The sequence below is a fragment of the Paenibacillus sp. FSL W7-1287 genome, assembly GCF_038004245.1.
Taxonomy (GTDB): Bacteria; Bacillota; Bacilli; order Paenibacillales; family Paenibacillaceae; genus Pristimantibacillus; species Pristimantibacillus camelliae.
In genome coordinates, this window is sequence record NZ_JBBORD010000002.1 from 20224 (window position 1) to 43264 (window position 23041).

Genomic DNA, 23041 nt, shown 5'->3' on the forward strand with positions numbered 1-23041 from the left:
GCGAAGCCTCCTTATCCGAACTGTACTACTCTTAATGTATGAGTGGATAAGGTGAGATATGAGATGGGGGAGGCGAGAGTTACTTATCTTCTAGCTGATGAAGCAGGTACTCACACAGCTTTCCGTAGTGCTGACTCTGTAAACTCAATAGCAAGTGCTTCGCATTAATGTCATTGTGAGCAAATATACGATGTATGTAATGCTTAAACTCTGTAATGCTAGGGAGCTCCTCTTTGTAGATCTCATTGATTTCGATGCCAAACCTATGTAATAGAGATTTAAGCTGATCGTCGTTTTTGTTAAATTCATGATATTCGCGTAGGCTCTCTTCAGCATTTTGGTTCAATCGATAATTCATTGCGAGTAGAACCTTCATCAAAGCATTAACTTGATTCTCCGAAAAATTATGATCCAATGCATACATATAGAAAGGAAAATCATCTGCATTCACCATAAATTTTAGCAGCTTAATCTGATATTTTAATTGCTCGATTTCTTTTTCAACGTTCAACTTCTCACCTCATTGGTATATTAAATCAATACTGATCGTTTGTAGCAACGATAAGTGTAATTGCATTCGTGTATATGCTAATTCTATTGAAATTTCTGACAGTATTCAAATCTCATAAACAACGCTTTGAATTTTAGAAAAAGTCTAGTATGATGATACTTTATGAAAGAAGATAAACTTGAGCGTAAGCTAAGGGAGACTATTACATTATGCTGGACAATATAAAGCGACTAACAGAACTATTAATGGATAAAAATTCGAATCTACCTGAGGAGAAGGCCATGCTATGGGTAGAACTATTATGGAGTGATTATGAAGCAACCTCCGCCAAAGCGGGCTATAAGTTTCAAGGTGCAGATTATACTGAGAATCTTGTGCGCCAATTGATTATTAGCTATGGAGATAAGCTACATCTATTCATTGCGAAAAATTCAAAGTACGCTGATTTGCTAAGTGACCCTGAGCCACAATAAATGAATAGGTTGGAGTATTAGAGGCTGGGACAAAACTAGCTTCTCATAAACAAAACAGGGATGAAATCGATTCAGATTTCATCCCTGTTGCATATTGCTTGTTACTTATGGGTGAAAACTTACGTCCTCACCGCATACTTTCTCAAGTTAACAGCCAATAATGCTAGACCAATATCATATTCGACTTTAGATTTCCCTCGAAGCATAAAACGAGTGAAACCTAAATTAGCCTTCAAGAAGGCAAAAACTGGCTCTACGTCAATTTTTCGTTGGCGGTAGAGCTTGTTTGTTTTGTCTTCTGAAAGCTTCTCTCTCACATAGGCTTTTTGCTGCTCCCATGTTTCATTGATCATGAGCGTACGATTCGTTCCCTCTTGTGCTTTGGTGCAGGTAGAACGGAATGGGCAGCCTGTACATTCTTCACATTCATATAGCTTAAATTTTCGCATAAAGCCTGAGCGGTCTCTGCGCGTAACATAGCGCTGAAATAGAAGTTTCTTCTCATTGGGGCACAGATAGTGATCTTGCTCTGCATCGTACTCCCAATTACTCGTTTGGAAAGGGTCTGTCTTGAATCTTCTTTTTTGCTCGTTCAAGTAATGAGCATACGTGAGCAGAGGTGTACGGTTGATCTTCGTTAAAATATGATCATAATTTTGTTCACTGCCATAGCCTGCATCCGCAACAATATGTTGAGGTAATTCAAAGTATTCTTCTTCAATGGTATGTAGGAATGGAATCAACGTTTTTGTATCGGTTGGGTTAGGGAAAATGCCATAGGCCAACGTGTATTGCCCTTCGGTTGCAATTTGGACGTTGTAACCAGGCTTGAGTTGTCCGTTTTTCATGTAGTCGTCTTTCATACGCATGAAGGTGGCATCATGATCTGTTTTAGAATAGCTGTTGCGTGCACCTAAAATGTCTAGATCCTTTTCATATTTTTGTTTACGTCCAATCCATTCTCGAACCTGCTTGACCATTTGCTTAGGTGTTTTGCGTTGACGGCGTAGCTGCTTACGCTCAGCGATGTCCTCTGTATGAGCGATGGTTTGTGTATAGTCCTCTACAACTTCCTCTAGTTTTTTTGCGATTTCTTGTAGTTGTTCATTGGAAAGCTGTTCATCCTGTTCACGTGCCATTTCAGGAATGATCTTGTTGTTCAGCAGTTCATTGTAGAGCTGATTGGATTGTTCAATGAGTCTACGGTGATGCTTTTCGATGGCTTTTTTCCAAACGAATGTAAACTTATTCGCATTGGCTTCGATCTTTGTACCGTCAATAAAAATAGCCTCCTGATCAATGAGCCTTTCTTCAACGAGTTGACAACGAAACTGAATAAAGCATTGACGGATGAGGTTTTTCATTTCAGGATGAATACGAAAACGATTAATGGTGCGGTAGCTAGGCTCATACCCTTGGGCTAACCACATCATACGAATGCTGTCCTTCGTTAATGCTTCGATTTTTCGACCTGAAAAAGCAGACTGAGTATAGCCGCATAAAATAAGTTTGAGCATCATGCGTGGATGATAAGCTGGACAACCTGAATGACGAAGAAATGAAGCAAAGGCTTCATCTGGAATACTTTCTACAAGATGATGGATATGAAACGCAATGTCGTTTTCTTGTAATTTAACTTCTAAATCTAGAGGCAAAACTAATTGATTCATGTTATAATCTTTAAACATAAGGAACACCTTTCTTGTTGGATTTGGTTGTGGTGACTTAATTTTAACAGATGGTGTTCTTTTTGTATTTAAAAAATATTAAAGCCGTTGAAATTTTACTCGTCGTAAAATTTCAACGGCTTTCTTTGTTTGTCAGGTGGGGTTTTGTCCCAGCTTCTTTTCATTATATTAATAACCAATAGATCTAATCTCATTATGATAAGATTAATATAGCAGAAAGGAGAGAACAGTTTGAATATTACAGTATATTGTGGCGCAAGCGTAGGTAACAATCCCGCTTACGCTGATGCAGCACGATTGATCGGGAATTGGATAGCTAACAACAATCACAAGCTAGTGTATGGTGGTGGTAAAGCGGGTCTTATGGGAATTGTGGCTGACGAAGTATTGAAGCACAATGGTGAAGTTATTGGTATTATTCCTACTTTTTTAGTGGAACGCGAACTATGTCACCCGAATCTAACTCAGTTAGAAATAGTAGATTCGATGTCTCAACGAAAAAATAGAATGATTGAACTTGGTGAATGTTATGTTGCACTTCCAGGTGGACCAGGTACACTAGAAGAAATTTCAGAAGTTATCTCTTGGGCGAGAATAGGTCAACATAAAAATCCTTGTATACTATTTAATGTGAATGGTTATTACAATAAGCTAAAAGAACTGTTTGATGACATGGCGGATAATGGATTTTTGAGTGAAGCGGATAAATCGATGATGCTATTCACTGATTCGCTTCAAGAGTTAGAGCAGTTTATAGAGAATTTTAAGCCTGTTGCGGTTCGTACGTACTAATTCCTACTACTTTATTAAATATCGATTCTGTAATACATCGGATCGATATTAATACAATGTAGTATCCCTACATATGATGTACTAACAGCTAAGCTTCTTAGAGGCTTAGCTTATTTATTTTAAGTATAAAGCGATATACAGTCATCGTCTTTTTTCGAAAAGCTAAAGACGAAATGGGAAATATATCGTATGATAGTAGTAAATACACCTTTATAGGAGGAAAATATGGGATTTTTTGACAAATTAAAGGAAAGCGCGTCGAAAGCTGCGGACAAAGCAAAGGATTCTGTCGAAGTCGTGAGACTTAACTCACAAGTTGCTGCAAAACGAAAAGAAATTGAGAAAATGTATCTTCAAATTGGCGAAGCTGTCTTTGAAGCTTACACCTCCAATGCAGAATCAGCTGCAGAAGAGCTCATTAAAGCGAATAGCGCAACGATTATTACATTAAAGCAGGAAATCGAACAACTAGAAATTAAAATTCGAACACTTAAGGACGAAAAGGATTGTGTTTGCGGGCAAGTATTGCCGCTTGATGCTAAATTCTGTTCTTCTTGCGGTCATAGATTTGAGGAACCAAGCGAAGTGGTGGTTCAAGCGAATGAGCCAGTAGCAATCGAGGCTCCACATGAAGCAGCTGCAACTACAGAACGCATTTCTGTTAAAAGCTGCTCTAATTGTCAGGCTACGCTTCAAGCAGATGATCGTTTCTGTGAGAACTGTGGAACAGCAGTAGAAGGTCAATAATAATATCAAGGAGGATCAGAATGCAGCAGTTTTCTAATGTTTTGAAAGAATTGAATAAATGGTATCAATCATTTAAGTGGTATCCATTGCTTCATTCATTAGAGCTAAAGCTCTTATTCGGTGGTCTTGGTATTGTATTTATTCGTGAGCTGCTTTATACCATTCTTCCTTATCAGGCTTATCGTGCGATGAATGTAATCTTTTATACGATTCCATTAAATTCACTAGGCTATCACGCCTTTTTGCTAGGGGCATGGCTAACGCTAGCTTCTAAGAATGTAAGATACTTGCCCTATGCGTTATGGGGCTATGCATTTTACATCATGTTTCCTTTTACAAGTATTTCATTATCGACGATTATCTCGACAGCCGTTTATGCACTGCTAGGCTACGGGGTGTTCCGTTACTCTGCTTCACCATATGTTGATGAAAACAGATAATTGAACAATGAATCTAGTAAAAGTGTCTTCTTATGGAGGACACTTTTTACTTGTGCTTTAGAAAAGTATCGGAGGACATAGAATACATGAGATGCGGAGCTTGTGGTAACGAAGGAAAAGGAAAGTTTTGTAGACATTGCGGTGCTCCACTTCAGCAAGAACTAGAGCAGGAACCGAGGATTCAACCGAGTGATGGTAGCTCTGCTTTGGAAGAAGACTTAGCAGTACCGATACATAATGATGCTTTGCAAGTAGAACAGCCGGTAGAAGCGGGGCAAGCCGAGCATGAAGTACCGCTAGAAGAGGTCGAGCAGGTAGACATAGAGCAAGAAGATTCATTAGTAGAAGCGGATCAAGTAGAAGTAGAGCATATGGAGGATGATGCCCCTGCTGTAGTTATAGCTCAATCAGATCAAGCTGAGCAAGAGAAAACGCAAGCAGAGGCTGATCAAGTAGAGGAACAGAGCCAAGCAAGCGATCAACAGACAAGCCCACAGAAAGCCATGATATTAAGCAGCGCCATCGCTGGGATCATGGCAGCCATCGTAGTCATTGGATTAGCCTTTGGGCTAGACTGGGCTGCAAAGCAGGGTGAATTTCAAGAGGATGTACAATATCATCTTCTAAGTCATGTGATCGAAATTCCTCCTGAACAAGCGGCTTATTTTATACATTCCGTTAAGCCAGGCGCTTGGCTGCAGCTTATGCTGATGCATGGCGCAGAAATTAAAGGTCAGTACGGTATAAGCACTGGCAATGATATGAATGAACCATTAATGTTCAGCTTTCAAATGACGTTGCTATTAAGCGCTGCTTGTGCATTTGTGTTGATTGCATTAGCAAGCAGATTCATATATTCGATCGTTGCTAAGCGATTGAACCAGCTGTGGAAGCTATGCTGGGTTATCCTATGCAGCTTGTGCTATGCGCTTATTATGGGAATGACGCTATGGCTGTTATCGCCCAAGGTAGAGCTTTTATACGGTAACAGTATTTATAACTTTGAGCTAAATGCCGAGCTGTGGAAGGTTTTTGTGCTAGCGCTGTTGTTGAGCTTTGTAGCTTCCATTGTTGGCGTTGGACGCTGGAGCGTCCCGCAAAAATTGGATCTATCGCAATGGCTTAAAAGCCTCGCAGCATTCGCTCGTACAATGCTTATATTTTTTATCGTTATTATTGCTTTAATGACGCTGAGCTGGTCAACAACGAAGCCTAGTCAGCTTCATAGCACCCATATGACGACAATGGGCGCAGTATGGGATGCATATAAGGACGATGCATCGATGTACGGGATCATTCCGAATGTGCTGATGCAGCAATTTATATATTCATTAGGAGCGACCTGGCATGTCGATGGATATGAGGCAGCCAATCTGCTAAGTATGGATCGGCCAATGCAGCTCAACCTTGTTACAGGTGCGTCAGCAGATGATGCGGATCGAGCATCGCTTAAGACGATTGAGCAGGACTTAAGGCTACATTGGTTTCATGCTGCATTTTTGCTTGCTTTTTTATATGCATTGAGCCGAATCCAGATGAATAAGCTATGGAGCTACGGATGCACCGTACTCATCATCATTATCGGTGTTGCTGCTTTATCTGCATATGCCAATGTATCCCTCACAGCGAGCAATATGGATGAGGCATTGATTGGGTTTCGTTTTACGCAATCGCTGCTTTCTGTAGGGATCATTACAGCTATATATTTGATTGCTTCCTATATTATTCAGCGTTGGTTGGCTAGAAGGGGGGATAAGTCTTGATTACCGGAAACCCTATGCTTCTAGGCATAGTTATTACTTACATCGTATTAGTGTGCTGTTTGCTATCGGTAGTTATCGCAATTAAGCTGTATCGGCCAGCTGTAAAGCTGTCTGGACTTGCTTCATTTACCATTGTACTGCTTGTGATTATTGGCTTGTTTTCTTTTGATTTGCTAAGGAATGATAAGGTAGCCGAGCTACAAGAGCAATCTCAGCTTACTAAGGTGTACAAGCAATTATATGTACAGCAGCATGAGCCGGCCGAGTTACAGCTCTCTGGCGCGATTGAGCTTTGGAATGAAGCGCCGTCTGACAATAGCAAGCTATTGTTAGGCCTAGCATATCTGCAAGCCGGTCAGCCTGAGAAGGGGAGACATGTGCTTCATGAGGTGCTGAGTGAGCCATCGAGTGAGCTTTATCTAAGTAAAGATGATAGAAACGAGCTAGCTGAAGCGATAGAGCTTAGTGGCGCTGAATCAGCAAGCGATGAACAAACGTCCAGTGTTACAGTTGAAACTTATGCAGCGATTGCAGAAAATGCTGTCAAGCAAATACATCAGCATGTAGCAAGCAAGCTAAGTGCTGAAGATGAGCTAATGCTTCAAAGCTATGCTAAGCTGGATCATCAACGATTAGATTATTTAGTTCACGTTGGGATTCCGAATGGACAGATGGAAGCAGCTGCCTTAAATGAGGCTGAAGCTCTCTATGAGCGTTTGACGGAGCAAATGCTGGAGCAGGACATTCAAAGCAAGGAGCAAGCTGAGCTTGCTATGGAGCTTGCCAAAACAGCGTTATATATGAACGATACAGCTATAGCAGAACAATTGCTTATTCAGCTGATTGAGCAATTTCCAGACGCAGAGGAGCCAGCGATTATGTTCAGCGAGCTGCTGCTGAATAACAAGGTAAGCCTAAGCGAGGAGGAGTTGTCTGTTATTCCTTTCTATGCTGATGCCAAGCTGCAGCAGCAAAAGGATGAGAAGCAGCTATTAGAAGCATGGGCTGCTCAGGTTAACCCAAGCGATGAGGAGTCCATGAAAATCGTCGATGACCAGCTGGCTTATATACAAGCCGAGGTCGATATTCATCCGCAGCTAGCCTTTTCATTGCTGCGTGCTCACGAGCATAAGGATATTCCGCAGGTAAAATTTCTGTTAGCCTCCTATTATTATCAGGTACAGCAATTGGAGGAAGCCTCACAGCAAATTGAGGAGCTAACATTAGATCCAGCTCAGCTTACAGTTCCCCAGCAATATTATGTTCAATCACTGCAAAGTCTGCCTGAGCCTGAGCAAATGTCGACTGAGGATTTTCAGCTTCGCAATGAATTAACGAATCAGCTATACACAAGCTTTCAGTCATTAGACGGTAAGCGAGTGCAGGAACTTCAGCCAAGCGATACAGAGAAAAGCTTTGCTGTATATGTAAGTAATGAGTTAATCGCCTTGAATAAATCCTATCTTCGTATTGCATCCATTCAAGCTGACGAATCTGGAGAGGTTGACTTATATGTGACAGCCGGCAATATGAAGGAGCTAACGGCGGAGTCGATCCAGCTGTTCGATAATGCGACAGAAATTACCGACTTTCAATTAGAGAAGATTGGACAATCCGTAAGCTACGAGCGTAACCTGCTTCTGCTTGTTGATCGCAGCGGCTCAATGGGCGGTGAGCGAATCGAAGGAGCTAAGCTAGCCCTTCATAATTTCATTCAATCGATGAAACACAACGAACGCGTTGGTTTGCTCGCCTTTGATGATGGTGCAGAGCTACTTGCGCCGCTGAGCAATCAATTAGGTGACGTTAAGCACATGATTGATGTGCTTGATGGTAATGGCGGAACGAATATTTCAGGTGCATTTGATCAGGGCTTGTCGGTTATGGAGAGTCAGCCAGGCGAACGAATATTATTTATGCTGTCCGATGGAGAGGATGATCATTTTTCTCGTCCTGAAAATCGAGCAGCGATCATTAACCGTGCCAATGCAGCAGGGATTACGATCTTCGCGATAGGCTTTGCATCTGGCTACGAGACACTTCGAGATGTTGCCGAAGCGACTGGAGGCAAATACATTGCGGCTACGGGACTGGATGCTTTACTGGGAAGCTTTGAGGATATTAAAGCTTCACTTGAGCATTCATACAAGATCACCTATACACTTCAGCCGATGGAGAAGGGCTTGCACCGTGTTCGAGCGATTGGACCTGATCAGCGCTCGACAACTAAAACCTACACGATTGGTGAGGATGGAGCAGTGCCAACGTTTGGTGAGCTGGAGGAAGATAACGGTGTTGAGGTGGGCATTTTCGATACGGTGCCGAATCGAATTACAGTATCTAAGCTAGGCGTGACACAGCTTCAGATTAATGGTTTTGGCTTCGATCATGTGACCAAGGCGCTGCTTGATGGCAAGGAGCTAGATATTAAAAAATCTAGTGATGATCATATAACGACCGAAGTTAGCAACAATATTGCCATCGGTCTTCATGAGCTGAAGTTAATTACGAAGGATCAGCGGGAGGTCAGCTACCAGCTGTCTGCCTCCAACTCTAGCGAACAAAAGTACCGTGAGTTTGGAGATGCTAGAGTCTACGGCGATTTTATCGAGGATTCTGATGGAGTCTCTGTGCTTAAAGGCAATACATCCGTCGATCGCTTTATGTACGACACGAGAGGGAGTATGACGCTGAAGGGTGGTAAGGAGCTTACATTTAACGGTTTACTTGTCCAAGTAGATCATACAAAGCTAGGCTTGCTGTCAAAAGCTACAGCGTCGTTGGATAACTGGGAGGAGCGGCATTTTCCGGATCATATAACGATGACCGTTAATAACGATCAGAAAACGTTCGATGTTGTACGCAGCAATGCATACTTCGATGTGATGGATAAGTTTGCACTCGGTAAATTTGGTCTTGAAGTACGACTAGTGCCAAAGTTCACCTATACTGCAAAGTATGGTAGTGATGATGGAACCTTGTCAGCGAAGGGCGGAATTGCTGGATTTTCAAATGTGCTAGCATTGAATAATCCGTTGCTTGATAAATGGAAGCGTATGGTGAAATTCCTGCCAACGGACGCAACGCTCGAGATGGGCTACGAAAAAGACAACATCATCGTTCGCGGGGAGATCGGTGCAGAGCTTAATTTCTCTAATATTATTGAAACGGGAGGCGTTCAGCTTAAGGCTGCTTACGAGCATGGACCAGCGAAGTTCGATCTTGGCCTGGAGGCGGCCGATCTCAATATAAGCTATAAAGCCTTTTCCTTTAATTCTACTAACCTGCCTATTAATCGTTACGGTATAGGACTTGGCTGGCAGAAAAGCTTAATGCCAAAAGCAGCAGAGGTGCTAATCGGAAGCAATAAAGGAGTCAACCTCGGAACAACAGGGCTGACCGCAAGAATGCTGAAGGTGGGCATTGATGGAAGAGAAGGCTTTGGCGGGTTGCTTGGGCTCGAGATAGGGACAGCAATCGATGGTCCGGCGCAAAAGGTCATTACATGGGTCAATAAAATTCCAGGTATCGAAATTGATGACTCGGCATGCGTCTTATGTGTAAATGGTGAGATTGGACTAGAAAAAATCGGTACAACAAATTGGGCTGCAAACGGCGCGATTGGATGGCAGCTTATCGGATTTGAGCTTGGGAAGGTTACAAGCTATATCGATAAGCATGAGATTCAAGCGGCTACAGCGATTGATCTCATTAATTTAGATGGGAATACAAGACTGCTATGGAGAGATTCCAAGTATAACAAGGACTTAACGATAACCGTTCGAGGTAATCTAGACGTTATGGGAGCGGAAGGTGACCTGATTATCTTCGTCAATACGAGCCGCTTTTCTCAATCGTATGTCGACCTGTATGCAAAAGCATGGAAATTTGAACCTCATATTCATTTTGGAGCAGATGTTAAAGTGTATCGTTAAAGGAGGAGCAGGATGAAGAAAAGCTTTGTATGTGAAGCGTACGAATGGGAGTTTGCAAGGATGTTTTCATCTGTGAGCGGCTCCTCCAAGGGATACCGCAATATGCCTTATGTTGGCTGTATTGTCGCTCCAATGATATGGCTTGTGCTATTTGGCTTGTACGTTCTGCTCACAGCACTGCTGCCTGAGCAAAAGCAACAGCTTGCTTGGTTGAAGGATTCAGCGATTGGAGTCGGAGTGCTTGTCGGAATCATTATCTTCATTCGTTCCGCGATCATATCCTCCAAAAGTGTACGCATTCCACAGCCAACGGATGACATTCCATGGGTGATGACGAATGAGCAAGGAATCTGGATTAATACGTTCAATCAAGAGGAGGCAGCACAATTACCCTTCTTCAGATGGGAGGATATCCAATCCGTTCATGTCGATATTACGAGGGAGCTGCGTCTCTATATTGGTGGCAGAGAATATCCTTCACGGAGAGAGCAGATGATCGCAGCCTATAATGCGAAATACACAGCCCATCAAGAGCAGGTGCTGACGTGCTATAACGACCGTTTAACACTTATATTGAATAAGGATAGACCACTGAAGCGCGCCATTATCCAAATGCCAAAAAGCTGGCTGCGACAAGGTCAGTTTGTAGAATTGCTTCAGAACATTCAGCAACAAACAAAAAAAACTGCTGCCGTGTATGATGCATCGGCTGAGCCATATGTTCGTCAATGGATCGCGAATAACAGGGAGTAGGGGAGAAGGATCAATACATTGCGAAAAATATTATTAATAGCGGTTGTATGCTCACTGCTCTTCACCGTTCAAGCTGCAACGGCTGCTCCATTGTCCATTACAGAGCAGATAACGATTAGCCAAGAGCAGTATAATGTTCAGATAGTCGTCGTCGGGGATGCGAATAAAGCGTTCGAAGCAGATCTAGAGCTGCCAGACGGAACGAAAATTGAGCATAATAACTATGATGGAAACAAGTATATGTATATTGAGATGGAGGAAGGAGAGCGTCGCTGGCTTATTAATTCCGCCGCACAAGGCACGTATAAGCTGCATATCGAGGGAGCGGATCAAAGCTATAGCATTAGCTTGAAGGAAGAGCTGCGCAGGCCGAATACAACGTGGCGCTCACCTCTCAACACGGAGGTCGTTGTACAAGCATCATCATCGCTTTCCTTGAAATGGGACGTGAATGGAGATGTTGAGCAAACCGATCGTATACGTTTTTACCTTCAATCACGAGCTGGAGGAGCAGCGATGCTCGTTGGCGAAGAGGCATTGGCCGCAGGACAGGCAGAGCTTACGCTGCCTGCTACGATCGAGGATGGACAATATAAGCTCTCCATCATCGCTGATAATAAAACAAGCGAAGGCCAGCAAATTGATCCTGAAGTAACGGTTAAGCTGCAAAGGGGTTATAGTGCTGCACCGTTCAAGTTATTGCGGGTTATTCCTGAAGGCAGCGCCGCCAGTATCCTGTTCGAAGTTCCTGCTTCGCTGCCTTTCAGCGGAGGCTATGCGTGGCTTACTTCAGACAGCGGTGAAGAAGTGGCCCTAGAGCTAATGTTCCAGCAGCTTGAGCAGCTTGAAGCAGATGAGAGTGGTGAAGTGAAGCGTTATGCTTGGAGTATCTCGCTTGAGGAAGGCACCTACACGGGGAAGCTGCAGCTTACTTATGATGATGGAATGGCGAGCTCCCTTATTGACATCCCATCCTTTACCCTTAAGCCAAGAGACTGGTCGAAGGATACGGTAGTTTGGATCCCTGAGGATGAAAAGATCCATTCAACACATATTCAAGTGCAGCTGACATTAGCTAGTGAAACGTTAGTGCAGCTAGTCGATAGTGCGGATGGACTGCTCTATGAGCAACAGCTTGTGCCTGCGGGGGATGGAGTGATAGAAGAAACGATTACCGTTCCGATTAGCGAAGGTGACCATATAGTTGAGCTGCTGCTGAGCGATCCAGCGGGAGATGCAATCTCCTACAGCAAGCGTTATCTCGTTGACCGCACGCCGCCTACGCTGACGATGATTCAGCCGCAATCGACACATGCTAAGCTCGAAGGCAATAAAGCAAGCGGCTTTACCGATACGGATAGCATTGTCATTGCTAATGGTCAGCAGCTTGAACCAGACGAGTCAGGCTACTTCGTCATTGATGACGTTGGAGAAGAACTTACGATCACAGTACGTGATGCGCATGGCAATGAAACGTACTTTCATTGGAAGGAAGCCGATTCCGGCTCAAAGCTATGGATATGGTTTGTAATTATTAATTTATTACTAATAACAGCAGCAGTTGTCGTTATTTATAAGCTGCGGCAATCTTATCATAAATAAGCTAGCCAACAGTGTCACAAGAAAAGCAGTTATGCAACAAGGAGTTCATCCTATGCATGACTGTTTTTCTTTGTTATGCTAAAAAATGAATTTGTTTTCACATTTTTAAGTTTGCAAGCGCTTTACTGTATGGTACTTTAATATGTACAATACCTGATCGACAGGAGAGACAAGCTATGAAATCTCTTAAATTCAAACTTATGGTAACCTTTATATTGCTCATCGTCGCTTCCTTTAGTGTGATGGCGTTTATTTTATTTCATTCCTCTAAAACGATTATTAGTAGCTACATCGAAGAATCTGCACTTGAGAAGATGCAGGAATACGCGACCTACGTTGAAATGCTGCAAAATCAAGTGTATGACTCCGCCTCGCTCGTATACAACAGCGATGTTATCGATATATGGGATCGTGCCCATACGGCTGACAATGCGACAGATGGCTCGAAAATGCTAGCAAATCTTGAGCTAAGCGAGTATTTGACGCAAGTAACGAACAGCTATACACCACTTGCTAATATGACGATATACCGACATCCTAATTTGTGGATAAGCAGTGAGAATTATATAAGTCGCAGCGAGTCATTTAAAGGAGAGACCTGGTATGTCGACCTAACGAAGCGAGAGCGTTATTGGAGTCCTGCCGGCAGTGATATGGTAGAAATGTCGAGAGGTAACGAGAACGCGATGGTCAGTATGACGATGCCGCTCGATACGTACAAGCCGGAGCTAGCAAACTCCTTCTTAAAAATAAATGTTAGTGAGACGTATTTCCTAGAGCCGCTGGAACGGCTGCACCTTGGTGAAACAGGACAAATCTACTTAATAGATCGTCATGGTCAGATGCTGCTGCCAGGTCAGTCTCAATCGATGGATGAGCATCAGTATGCTTACTTCGACGAATTGAAAACGATTACTTCTAGTGAAGGTCGGCTATTCCGTACGAATACGGAGGGCGAGAAGGAGATGATTGTCTATAAGCGTCTATCGAAGACGAAGTGGATGCTTGTCGGTATTGTAAGTGAAAAAGACCTGTACTCCCAGCTGTATAATTTGCGCGATACGGTTATCGTCATCGTATCAATTCTATTAGTCGTTTCTATTATTTTAACTCTTGTCTTCTCACATAGTATATCAAGACCGCTCAATTCTCTCGTTGCGGCAATGCGGCATTTGAAGCGTGGCGACTTCGTGCAGGCGGAAAATCGGATGGCCAATGAAAGGTCCAGTACGATGGAAATTGCATTCGTTATCGAGGTATTCAAAAGCATGATCTCGCAGCTAAGACAGTACATATCGAAGGAATATCAGCTGACGCTATTGAAGCAAAAAGCTGATTATAAAGCGTTAGTCATGCAAATAAATCCGCATTTTTTATTTAATACATTAGAAATGATCAGCAGCCTAGCGCTGCAAAACCGTGGCAAGGAAACGTCTAAGATGATTTTGACGCTTGGTCATATGATGCGCTACTCGCTTAAGGTTAGCGACGATCTCGTATATTTGCGAGAGGAGTTAAAGTATATCCATCAATATTTGGATATTATACGGGTACGTTATCACGATCGCTCTAACATCGAGCTTACGACTCACGGTCCAACGGACGAGCTGTTGATCCTTAAATTCATGCTGCAGCCCATCATAGAGAATGCCGTCAAATTCAGCTCGCAGCATAATGATTATATTGAGACAGCGATTGATATTACGCGTCGTGAGCATCATCTTCATATTCGAATAAGTGATAATGGGCCAGGCTTTACCGCGGACGAAAAGTATCAGCTTATGCATCGGGTGATGAAGCAATGGCAATCGCAGCAATATGAGGACAAGGATCGGCATATTGGCTTGCATAATGTATTGCTAAGAAGCTATGCCGTATATGGTGATGCCTTTCATTATGAGATAGGAGTTAGTCGTTTTGGCGGAGCAGAGGTTAGCTTATACGTACCAATTAAGGAGGCAGAGCAGTATGATTAAAGTGTTAATTGTTGATGATGAGCTAGAGATTCGAAAAGGGCTATATCTGAAGGTTGATTGGCAGGAGCTTGGCTTTGACATCGTTGCAGAAGCGAGTAACGGTGCGGATGCAATCCAAAAGCTCGAAGATCAACCCATTGATGTGGTGTTTACGGATATGAATATGCCGGTTATGGACGGAGTCGGCTTGCTATCGCACCTGCAGCAGCATCACCCTGCAGTGAAAGCAGTTGTGCTAACGGGCTATGATGATTTTGAATATACGAAGGCTGCGATTCGTCATCGGGCTGTTGAGTATTTGCTAAAGCCGGTTATGCCCGATGAGCTTGAGCAAATAATGAAGCAGCTGAAGAATACTATTCAGCAGGAGCGGAATGATAAGCTTTCATCATTGGAGTCGAGCAGGAGGCATCAACGCTGGTTTCGCGAGATCAGGGAAAACTTTATGCTGCATATGCTGAAGGGCGACTTGTCTCCGATGATCATGAGCAAGGCGCCGCTCATTCAGGTCGAGGATTGGAATGACGTACCGATTCAAGTGGTCACATTTGGCTTGAAGCATACCGATGAGTCTCAACCTATACACCCAGGAGAACAGTTTCAGCTGCCCTTTGAGCTCATTGCTCGTGAGCTAGCAGAGCAGTACACGGAGCAGGTTTTCATATGTAGGGATAGTAATTATCCTCGGCTCATTTCCCTTGTTTGCAGAGATGGACAAGCCTTGCGCGCACAGATTATAGAAAGCTATGAGAACCAGCTAAAGCAGCATCTTGGCTTTGAGCTTGTTATCGGAACGAGCGGTGAAGTCGTCGGCTTTGCACATTGGTATCATGCCTATATGGATGCACTGCTGCAATGGAGCTTGCTTAATAGTAAGCAGCACCAAGCTACAGCGCTTCAAGGACATATTGGCAAGCTGGATGATGAGGTGCTGTCACGCTTGCTGCACAGGGATGATGTGAGCTCTGCCCTGCAATATATTCGTACTATACTAACCGATGCCATGCTTCGCTCGAATACAGAGTTTGTAAGATGCATCTTCGAGGTGCTTATAACGCTCGAGCGGTTGCTTCAGGAGCAAGCAAGCTTGACCTATGCGATCTGGCTTAATCCGGAGCAGGTGCTGAAGCTGACAACTGTAGACAAAGCATTAGCATACATTCAACGTTACCTTCAGGAAGGGCACCGCTCTATTAAGCAGGAGAGTGGCGATGAGCTATTTGATGAGGTACTGCAATATATCGATCAAAACTACATGTATGAGATTACACTTCCCTCTCTAGCAGAAAAATTCAATTATAACACGAGTTATTTCTCTGAGCTGTTTAAGGCGAAGGTAGGCAAAACCTTCGTGCAGTATGTGTCTGAGGTAAGGATGAAGCAGGCGTGTCATTTGCTAGATACGACGGATCTTGGATTAAGCGATATTGCAGAGCTGACAGGCTTCTCTAACGCAAGCTACTTCAGCTCTCGCTTCAAAAAGTGCTATAGCATCTCGCCATCAGAATATCGGACACAAAAATCGTAAGCGAACTGAAAAATAGATGATAATCTAAAAAAATTATAAGAGAATGACCGAAAAAATAGAATTCAGCTTTACAGCGTTCACTCTTACTATAGAAGTATGGTTAATCGTACTTCGACAGGAGGAACGCAGATGAAGATAAAGAGTGCAAGAAATAGCTTGGCCAGTGACCACAATCGTACAGCGTATTTATTTTTGACACCTTGGCTCATTGGCTTTTTTTGTTTAACGTTAGGGCCGATGATAGCATCCCTATACTTTTCTTTAACGAAGTATAATTTGCTTAATTCTCCAAGCTGGATCGGCCTAGGCAACTATGTAAAAATTTTAAGTGATGATGAAACCTTTCGTAATTCCTTATTTCTTACCTTTAAGTATGTATTTTTTTCGGTGCCGTTGAAGCTTGTCTTTGCTTTAATTGTCGCGATGATTCTTAATAAAGGCTTGCGTGGACTAGGCATATACCGAACCGTCTATTATTTGCCTTCGCTGCTTGGAGGAAGCATCGCGATTGCGATCGTATGGCGACAGATCTTTGCGGGCGACGGTGTAGTAAATGATTTTCTAGGATGGTTTGGTATTAAGGGACCATCTTGGATTTCCCATCCTGACTATGTTATCTACACGATTATTATGCTGACGATCTGGCAATTTGGTTCCGCGATGGTTATTTTCTTGGCAGGCCTGAAGCAGGTGCCTACAGAGCTCTATGAAGCATCCTCTATTGATGGAGCGGGCAAAGGGCGACAATTTTTCAATATTACGCTGCCGCTGTTAACACCCGTTATTTTCTTCAACCTAGTTATGGGGATTATTAATTCCTTTCAGGCATTCACTCCAGCCTTTGTCATCGGTGACGGTAGAGGCGGACCACTAGATGCAACGATGTTCTATACGTTGTACTTATACTTGAAAGGGTTCTCATTCTTTGATATGGGCTATGCTTCTGCATTGGCATGGATCATGCTGTTAATAATCGGCTTCCTAACAGCCATCGTCTTTACAACTCAGAAGTACTGGGTATTCTACAGCGATGATCAAGGAGGGAAATAATATGGTGAAAGCGATAGCCAATTCCAATCTTTTACGCCATCTTTTCATTATCGTTCTCGGTATCCTTATGCTGTATCCTGTACTATGGCTCGTTAGCAGCTCATTCAAGCCGAATCAGCTTATCTTTAGTGAACCGGGGTTATGGCCCAAGGAATGGACAATTAACAACTATGTTAAGGGCTGGGCAGGCTTCCAGGGCATTAGCTTTGGTCAATTTTTTCTCAATTCTGCGATGATATCCATATTGTGCGTGCTGGGGAACATTATTACATGCTCCTTGGCGGCATTCGCATTTGCTAGATTGAAGTTTAAGCTCAGCAAGCTTTGGTTTGCGCTTATGATTGTAACGATTATGCTGCCGTATCATGTCACGTTAATCCCGCAATACATTATCTTTAGTGAACTCAACTGGCTCAATACGTATTATCCGTTAATTGTTCCAAAGTGGCTGGCAACAGATTCGTTCTTCATTCTTCTAATGGTTCAGTTTATACGCGGTATACCTCGTGAACTCGATGAAAGTGCAATTATTGATGGCTGTAATCTGCGCTCGATTTACGTCCGGATTATGCTGCCATTGCTGTTACCGGCATTAATTACTACCGCTATCTTTACATTTATATGGACATGGGATGATTTCTTCAGTCAAATGATCTACATTAGCAAAATTGATTTGTTTACTGTTCAGTTAGGTGTACGAGCGTTGTTTGATCCATCCGGCTCCTCCGATTGGGGTGCGCTGCTAGCGATGTCTGCACTGTCTCTTATACCGATCTCACTCATTTTTATGTTCTTCCAGAAGTATTTTTTGGAAGGTATAGCAACTACTGGATTTAAATAATGTGGTGATGAGCCAAAAAAATGATATATGATCACCCGAAATAATAGAATTCAAAACCGAATATGAAGACGTTATTCTTTATTCAAGCAAGAAAACAATATTTGGTCAAAGGGGAGCTTTATCATGAAAAAATGGAGTTTGCTAGTAAGTATCATTGTAACGATATGTCTAGTAACGGCATGCTCAAGCAATGGAGGCAATACGAATACACCAGCAGCATCACCTGCTAACAACAACACAGCGACGAATTCAGGCGATAACAGCAGTGATACTCCTGAGGATATTGAGCTACGAATTATGTGGTGGGGAGATCAGGAGCGTGCTGACAAAACGAATCAGGTGATCGAGCTGTTTGAAGCAAAATATCCACATATTGATGTTGTAGGAGAGTTTGCTCCATCCTCTGGTTATTTCGATAAACTCAATACACAGCTAGCATCTGGTACTGCACCTGATATATTTTTCCTTGGCGGTAACGTGATTGACTACGCATTAAAGGAAGTGCTTCTGCCGTTAGATGGATATGTTGGCAACGCACTTGATCTATCGGATATGGATGCGGCGATGATTCAGTACGGAACGGTAAATGGTCAGCTGCTGCACATATCAGCTGGTGCTAATGCACGTGGAATCGTAATCAATAAAACGATGTTCGAAAAAGCTGGCATGCCCGTTCCACAGGATGGCTGGAGCTGGGATGACTACGCAGCGATCGCCACAGAAATTAGTGGAAAGCTTGGAGATGGAGTATTTGGCTCTTATGACTTTACCTATGACGGACTGGACATATACTTCAAGCAGCATGGTCAGCAATTGTACAACATGGATGAACAAAAGGTCGGCTTTGATGAAGCGATGGCGCTACAGTGGTTTAGCTACTGGTCTGATTTAGCAGAGAAGGGCGGAGTTGTGACTCCAGAATTAACTGTATCTAATCCTAATGAAGACATTGCTAAAAACCTAATGGTGACTAGCCAAGTGGCGATGACGCTATTGCCATCCAACCAATTGACTTCACTGCAAAGCCTTACTACCGATGAGCTCACGATGGTTCAGCTGCCTCGTGGTCCGAAAGGAACAGGTGTTGTATTCGAATCATCTCAAGGTCTATCTGGTTATGCAAAAACTGAGCACCCTGAAGAGGTAGCACAATTTATCTCCTTCTTCATTAATGATTCGGAAGCAGCATCAATCCTTGGCAACAATCGTGGTGTCCCAGTAACGGCTGCTAATCGCGATGTGCTTCAGGCTCAAGCAAGTGATGTAGAAAAGATTATCTACGACTATACATCACGTGTATCGGAAGCTACAAAAACAGAACCTTTCAATATCAGCTACAACCTGCCTGGTAATGCAGAGTTTGAAAAAATGACGAAGACTGCTATTCAAGAAATTGGCTTCGGTCGTAAATCTGTAGAGGAAGCGGTAGCTAGCTTCTACAAGGATGCACAGGAAATTATCGCTAACAATGTGACACAATAATAGCTTTCATATTTCGCTAGAGAAGGAGTGAGCGCTAAACAAAGCATCGAACGTTGATGCTTTGTTTAGCGCCATATTAATATTGAGGAGTTGAACAGAGTGGACCAGCTAAGGTGGCAGCTTAACGATATTGATATTACTTCATATATAGAGCCGACCAATAAGCAGAAGGACTTGCCCTTATTGGAGCAATGGCAGCAGGCGGGCGATGTTTATTTTGCTGCAGAATCATCAGCCTTAAGCGATGTTTACAAGCAGGCAGTAACGAAGCTGCTCGATTGTATAAAGCCTACATTAACAGAAAGGCCAATTCTGCATGAGGGGGGCATTTATTATGGCTGCTGGCTTGAAAGCACAGGCACCATTAATACAGAGCTGCTTGCAAGATTCCTGCCGCAGGTTGCAGAAGAGACATATCTAGGCTTCGCTAAGTTTCAGCGTGAGGACGGAATGCTCCCATACAAAATTACTAAAGATGGCGCAAGCTATCGACAGATTCAGCTTGTCACTCCACTTGCACGCTGTGTATGGCATTATTATCAATTGAATGGACAGTCGGCAGACTTTCTAAGCACAATGTATGCGGCGATGGTGAAATATGATGAATGGCTAATGACCTATCGTAACACGAGACAAACCGGCTGCATTGAAGCATTCAGCGCATTTGACACAGGGCATGACTTATCTCCACGCTTTTGGCATGTAGCCGATACACCGCATCTGAATGATGCGACGAAATGCAATCCACACTCTCCTCTTGTACCATTTCTCGCGCCTGATCTTACAGCAAATGTATACTGTCAGCGCAAATATTTGTCTAAGATAGCGGATGAGCTTGGTAAGCATGAAGAAGCGAAGATCTGGCATGAAAAAGCAGAGCAGACGAGGCAGGCACTATTCAAGCATTGCTATGATGAGGTCGATGACTTTTTCTACGATGTGGACCGTCAAGGTCAGTTCGTTCGTGTGCAATCAGATGTGCTGCTGCGCGTGCTTGCTTGCGAGGCTGTCGATGACGAGATGTTTGCACGCATGCTAAGCAAGTATTTGTTGAATAGTCGTAAATTTTTTGCGAAATACCCGTTCCCATCGATTGCACTGGATGATCCGCGCTTTGATCCGAATATAAGCTACAACAGCTGGGCAGGACCAACGAATTTTTTAGCGATTATACGTGCAGCGCATGCATTTGAGCATCATAAGCGTTATGTTGAGCAGCTGTGGACGATGCAGCCTATCGTAGCAGCGATGACTCGCTTTAAGCGGTTTTCGCAAACGATTAGTCCGTGGACGGGGGCGGAAGGCTTTACTGAGGTGTATTCGCCGGCCATCCTTTGTGTGCTCGATTTTATTGAACGACTATCCGGGATATTACCGACGAAGGAGCATACGATTTGGTTTACAGGTGTTCTGCCGTATGATTCAGATCATGGCGAATCGATTACTGGTAATCTCGTATATCGCCGCCAAGCCTTCGGGCATCGCTATGAATTTGTTAATGAGCAAGAGCGCTGCGAGATATGGCGTAATGACGAGCTTCATGCAGTATTTCCTGCGGGACTGCGTGCCGTCTTGAATGAACAGGGTGAGCTACTAAGCTTGATCGGGATGCAATACGGCACGATTAGCGGTGAGGTTCAATATGATGGAAAAACGGTTGAGGTCGCAATAAATGGTAATGAGGAATGGCTATGGGAGGATGGCAGTCTAGTGTGCCATCGACAGCCAGGCGTCGTGCATCCAACCTATTAATTTGAATAATCTATCTATTGATTTTGTTAAACTTGATCGATATAGATATAACCTAAGCTTATCTAGAGTAAAGGAGAGCTGAGCGCGTGAAGAAGCTATCACAGATTCAAATTCGTGACCCATTTATCGTACCTCGTTCTGACGAAGGAAAGTATTATATGTATGGCTCTACCGATAAAAACATATGGCAAGAAGGAACAAGCTTTGAGATGTACGTGAGCTCGAATTTGGAGGATTGGGAAGGACCGTTTGAAGTATTTCGCAATTATGAAGGGTTTTTCTCGGATAAAAACTTTTGGGCGCCGGAAGTGTACGAGTATAAAGGCTCCTTCTATATGTTTGCTACGTTCCGCAGAAGAGAGAATGATCTGCTAGGGACAGCCGTATTAAAAAGTGATTCCTTATACGGTCCGTTTAAGCTCCACAGTGACGGAGTAGTGACGCCGAAGGAGTGGTGCTGCTTGGATGGCTCCCTTTATGTGGATGATGAAGGTAAGCCTTGGATGGTATTTTGTCATGAGTGGCAGCAGGTAGGAGACGGAGAGGTGTGCATCGTCCAGCTAAGCGAAGATTTAAGCGAGGCAGTAACTGAGCCACAGCTGTTGTTTCGTGCATCAGAGGCACCTTGGCCTACCTCATTTAAGCATGCACGCTTCGATTATGAGAAGATCTATGTGACAGACGGATCGTTTATGTTTAAGAACAAATCAGGCGAGCTATGCTTGCTGTGGGCCAGCTTCATTGATAACCGATACGCGCAAGGACTGGCGGTTTCGTCTAGCGGGAAGGTGACGGGGCCTTGGGTGCATCAGAAGGAGCCTGTATATACAGATGACGGCGGACATGCGATGGTATTTTATACCTTTGATGGTCAGCGCATGCTTGCCCTGCATGGACCTAATCAAACCCCAAACGAACGAGCACGATTTATTCCAGTTGATTTTTAGCCTAAAGTTAGCTAGCTTGGGGTAATATTCCTTTATCGTCAGAATAGCAACTAATGGAGCCATACGTTCGTTTAGTAGATATGGCGACATGAAGGGGCGAGAGCAATGAAAAAGCTTATAATAGTGTTATTAGCGACGCTGCTGCTTGCAGCATGTGGAGATGAGGCTGTTAATAGCAACAATGGTACGACAAATGGAGGAAATAAGCAGCAAGGAAGCGAGCAGGGGGAAGTTATAGATCAAGTAGGCTTCTCGGATGAAGAGCTCGTATTAAGCACGAAAGCCGTACAGGGTGATTATGAGCTCAGTATTACGACAGATAAGCTGAAGTATGCGGTAGATGAGCCGATTAAGGTATATGCAGAGCTAGTATATAAAGGGGAGCAGGAGATTGAGATCGGCCATGCGATGTATCCTGTTGGCTTCAGCATTAAGGAGCATACTAGAAATATCGAGATAGACGGTGCAATGCCACAGCCATATATCGTTACACTGCTGAAGAAGGATCAACCTGTAACAATTGACTACACCTTTACAGGCGGTTTCTCGGAGCAGGATGATCCGGACTATGTCGCCTTTGTAAAAGAGCTGACAGATGATCAATTGCCCGAAGGAAGATATACGATAACTGCACACGCAAGCTTTCTCATTCATGGCTCTGAGCCAAGCGAGGCTTATGACTTTAACACGTCTATTCATTTTATCGTAGAGTAAATTTTCTTAAATGACACCAATAAGGAAGCCCCGCAGCCATGTAGTTA

At 43.5% G+C, this 23041-nt stretch carries 18 protein-coding genes; 16 read left to right on the plus strand and 2 right to left on the minus strand.

What is annotated here, in order from left to right; all coding sequences use genetic code 11:
- Positions 1-79: 79 nt before the first annotated feature.
- On the minus strand, positions 80-511 hold the full coding sequence (locus NSQ99_RS20245) for a DUF1878 family protein (RefSeq protein ID WP_340838879.1): 432 nt from the start codon (positions 509-511) through the stop codon (positions 80-82).
- A gap of 209 nt (positions 512-720) precedes the next feature.
- On the opposite strand from NSQ99_RS20245, the gene NSQ99_RS20250 reads away from it, so the two are divergent.
- Positions 721-984: a YfhJ family protein gene (locus tag NSQ99_RS20250; RefSeq protein WP_340838880.1), complete on the plus strand. Its 264-nt coding sequence runs from the start codon at positions 721-723 to the stop codon at positions 982-984.
- Positions 985-1103: 119 nt separating this feature from the next.
- On the opposite strand, the gene NSQ99_RS20255 is transcribed toward NSQ99_RS20250, so the two are convergent.
- The gene (locus NSQ99_RS20255) at positions 1104-2672 is read right to left on the minus strand and encodes an IS1182 family transposase (RefSeq protein ID WP_340834972.1); all 1569 of its coding nucleotides are present in this window, start codon (positions 2670-2672) and stop codon (positions 1104-1106) included.
- Positions 2673-2903: 231 nt separating this feature from the next.
- Here NSQ99_RS20255 and NSQ99_RS20260 point away from each other — a divergent pair, with 231 nt between their 5' ends.
- The 15 genes from NSQ99_RS20260 to NSQ99_RS20330 all read left to right on the plus strand — a co-directional run bounded on the left by NSQ99_RS20260 (position 2904) and on the right by NSQ99_RS20330 (position 22994).
- Positions 2904-3464: an LOG family protein gene (locus NSQ99_RS20260; RefSeq protein ID WP_340838881.1), complete on the plus strand. Its 561-nt coding sequence runs from the start codon at positions 2904-2906 to the stop codon at positions 3462-3464.
- A 225-nt stretch (positions 3465-3689) separates the two neighbouring features.
- The gene (locus NSQ99_RS20265) at positions 3690-4211 is read left to right on the plus strand and encodes a zinc ribbon domain-containing protein (protein ID WP_251668662.1); all 522 of its coding nucleotides are present in this window, start codon (positions 3690-3692) and stop codon (positions 4209-4211) included.
- A gap of 20 nt (positions 4212-4231) precedes the next feature.
- Positions 4232-4651, plus strand: a complete 420-nt coding sequence (locus tag NSQ99_RS20270; RefSeq protein WP_251668663.1) for a hypothetical protein — start codon at positions 4232-4234, stop codon at positions 4649-4651.
- Positions 4652-4737: 86 nt separating this feature from the next.
- On the plus strand, positions 4738-6414 hold the full coding sequence (locus tag NSQ99_RS20275) for a hypothetical protein (protein ID WP_340838882.1): 1677 nt from the start codon (positions 4738-4740) through the stop codon (positions 6412-6414).
- Positions 6411-10349, plus strand: a complete 3939-nt coding sequence (locus NSQ99_RS20280) for a vWA domain-containing protein (RefSeq protein ID WP_340838883.1) — start codon at positions 6411-6413, stop codon at positions 10347-10349. The genes NSQ99_RS20275 and NSQ99_RS20280 overlap by 4 nt, the downstream gene beginning before the upstream one ends.
- Positions 10350-10361: 12 nt before the next feature.
- Positions 10362-11102, plus strand: coding sequence for a hypothetical protein (locus NSQ99_RS20285; protein WP_251668668.1), 741 nt, complete (start codon positions 10362-10364; stop codon positions 11100-11102).
- Between the two features lie 18 nt (positions 11103-11120).
- Entirely contained in the window at positions 11121-12704 is a 1584-nt protein-coding gene (locus NSQ99_RS20290) for a hypothetical protein (RefSeq protein ID WP_340838884.1), read from the plus strand.
- Between the two features lie 176 nt (positions 12705-12880).
- Positions 12881-14680 (plus strand): cache domain-containing sensor histidine kinase, encoded by a 1800-nt coding sequence (locus tag NSQ99_RS20295; RefSeq protein WP_251668673.1) that lies wholly within the window; start codon positions 12881-12883, stop codon positions 14678-14680.
- A complete protein-coding gene (locus tag NSQ99_RS20300) occupies positions 14673-16208 on the plus strand; it encodes a response regulator transcription factor (RefSeq protein ID WP_340838885.1) in 1536 nt (511 codons plus the stop codon). The genes NSQ99_RS20295 and NSQ99_RS20300 overlap by 8 nt, the downstream gene beginning before the upstream one ends.
- 129 nt (positions 16209-16337) lie before the next feature.
- The gene (locus NSQ99_RS20305; RefSeq protein WP_340838886.1) at positions 16338-17258 is read left to right on the plus strand and encodes a carbohydrate ABC transporter permease; all 921 of its coding nucleotides are present in this window, start codon (positions 16338-16340) and stop codon (positions 17256-17258) included.
- Position 17259: 1 nt separating this feature from the next.
- A complete protein-coding gene (locus tag NSQ99_RS20310) occupies positions 17260-18099 on the plus strand; it encodes a carbohydrate ABC transporter permease (protein ID WP_340838887.1) in 840 nt (279 codons plus the stop codon).
- A gap of 123 nt (positions 18100-18222) precedes the next feature.
- On the plus strand, positions 18223-19581 hold the full coding sequence (locus tag NSQ99_RS20315) for an ABC transporter substrate-binding protein (protein ID WP_445670559.1): 1359 nt from the start codon (positions 18223-18225) through the stop codon (positions 19579-19581).
- Between the two features lie 99 nt (positions 19582-19680).
- Positions 19681-21333 carry an MGH1-like glycoside hydrolase domain-containing protein gene (locus NSQ99_RS20320; protein WP_340838888.1) on the plus strand — a complete coding sequence of 551 codons (1653 nt, stop codon included), beginning with the start codon at positions 19681-19683 and terminating at the stop codon, positions 21331-21333.
- An 86-nt stretch (positions 21334-21419) separates the two neighbouring features.
- Entirely contained in the window at positions 21420-22280 is an 861-nt protein-coding gene (locus NSQ99_RS20325) for a glycoside hydrolase family 43 protein (protein ID WP_340838889.1), read from the plus strand.
- Between the two features lie 105 nt (positions 22281-22385).
- Positions 22386-22994, plus strand: a complete 609-nt coding sequence (locus NSQ99_RS20330; protein ID WP_340838890.1) for a hypothetical protein — start codon at positions 22386-22388, stop codon at positions 22992-22994.
- Positions 22995-23041 lie beyond the last annotated feature (47 nt).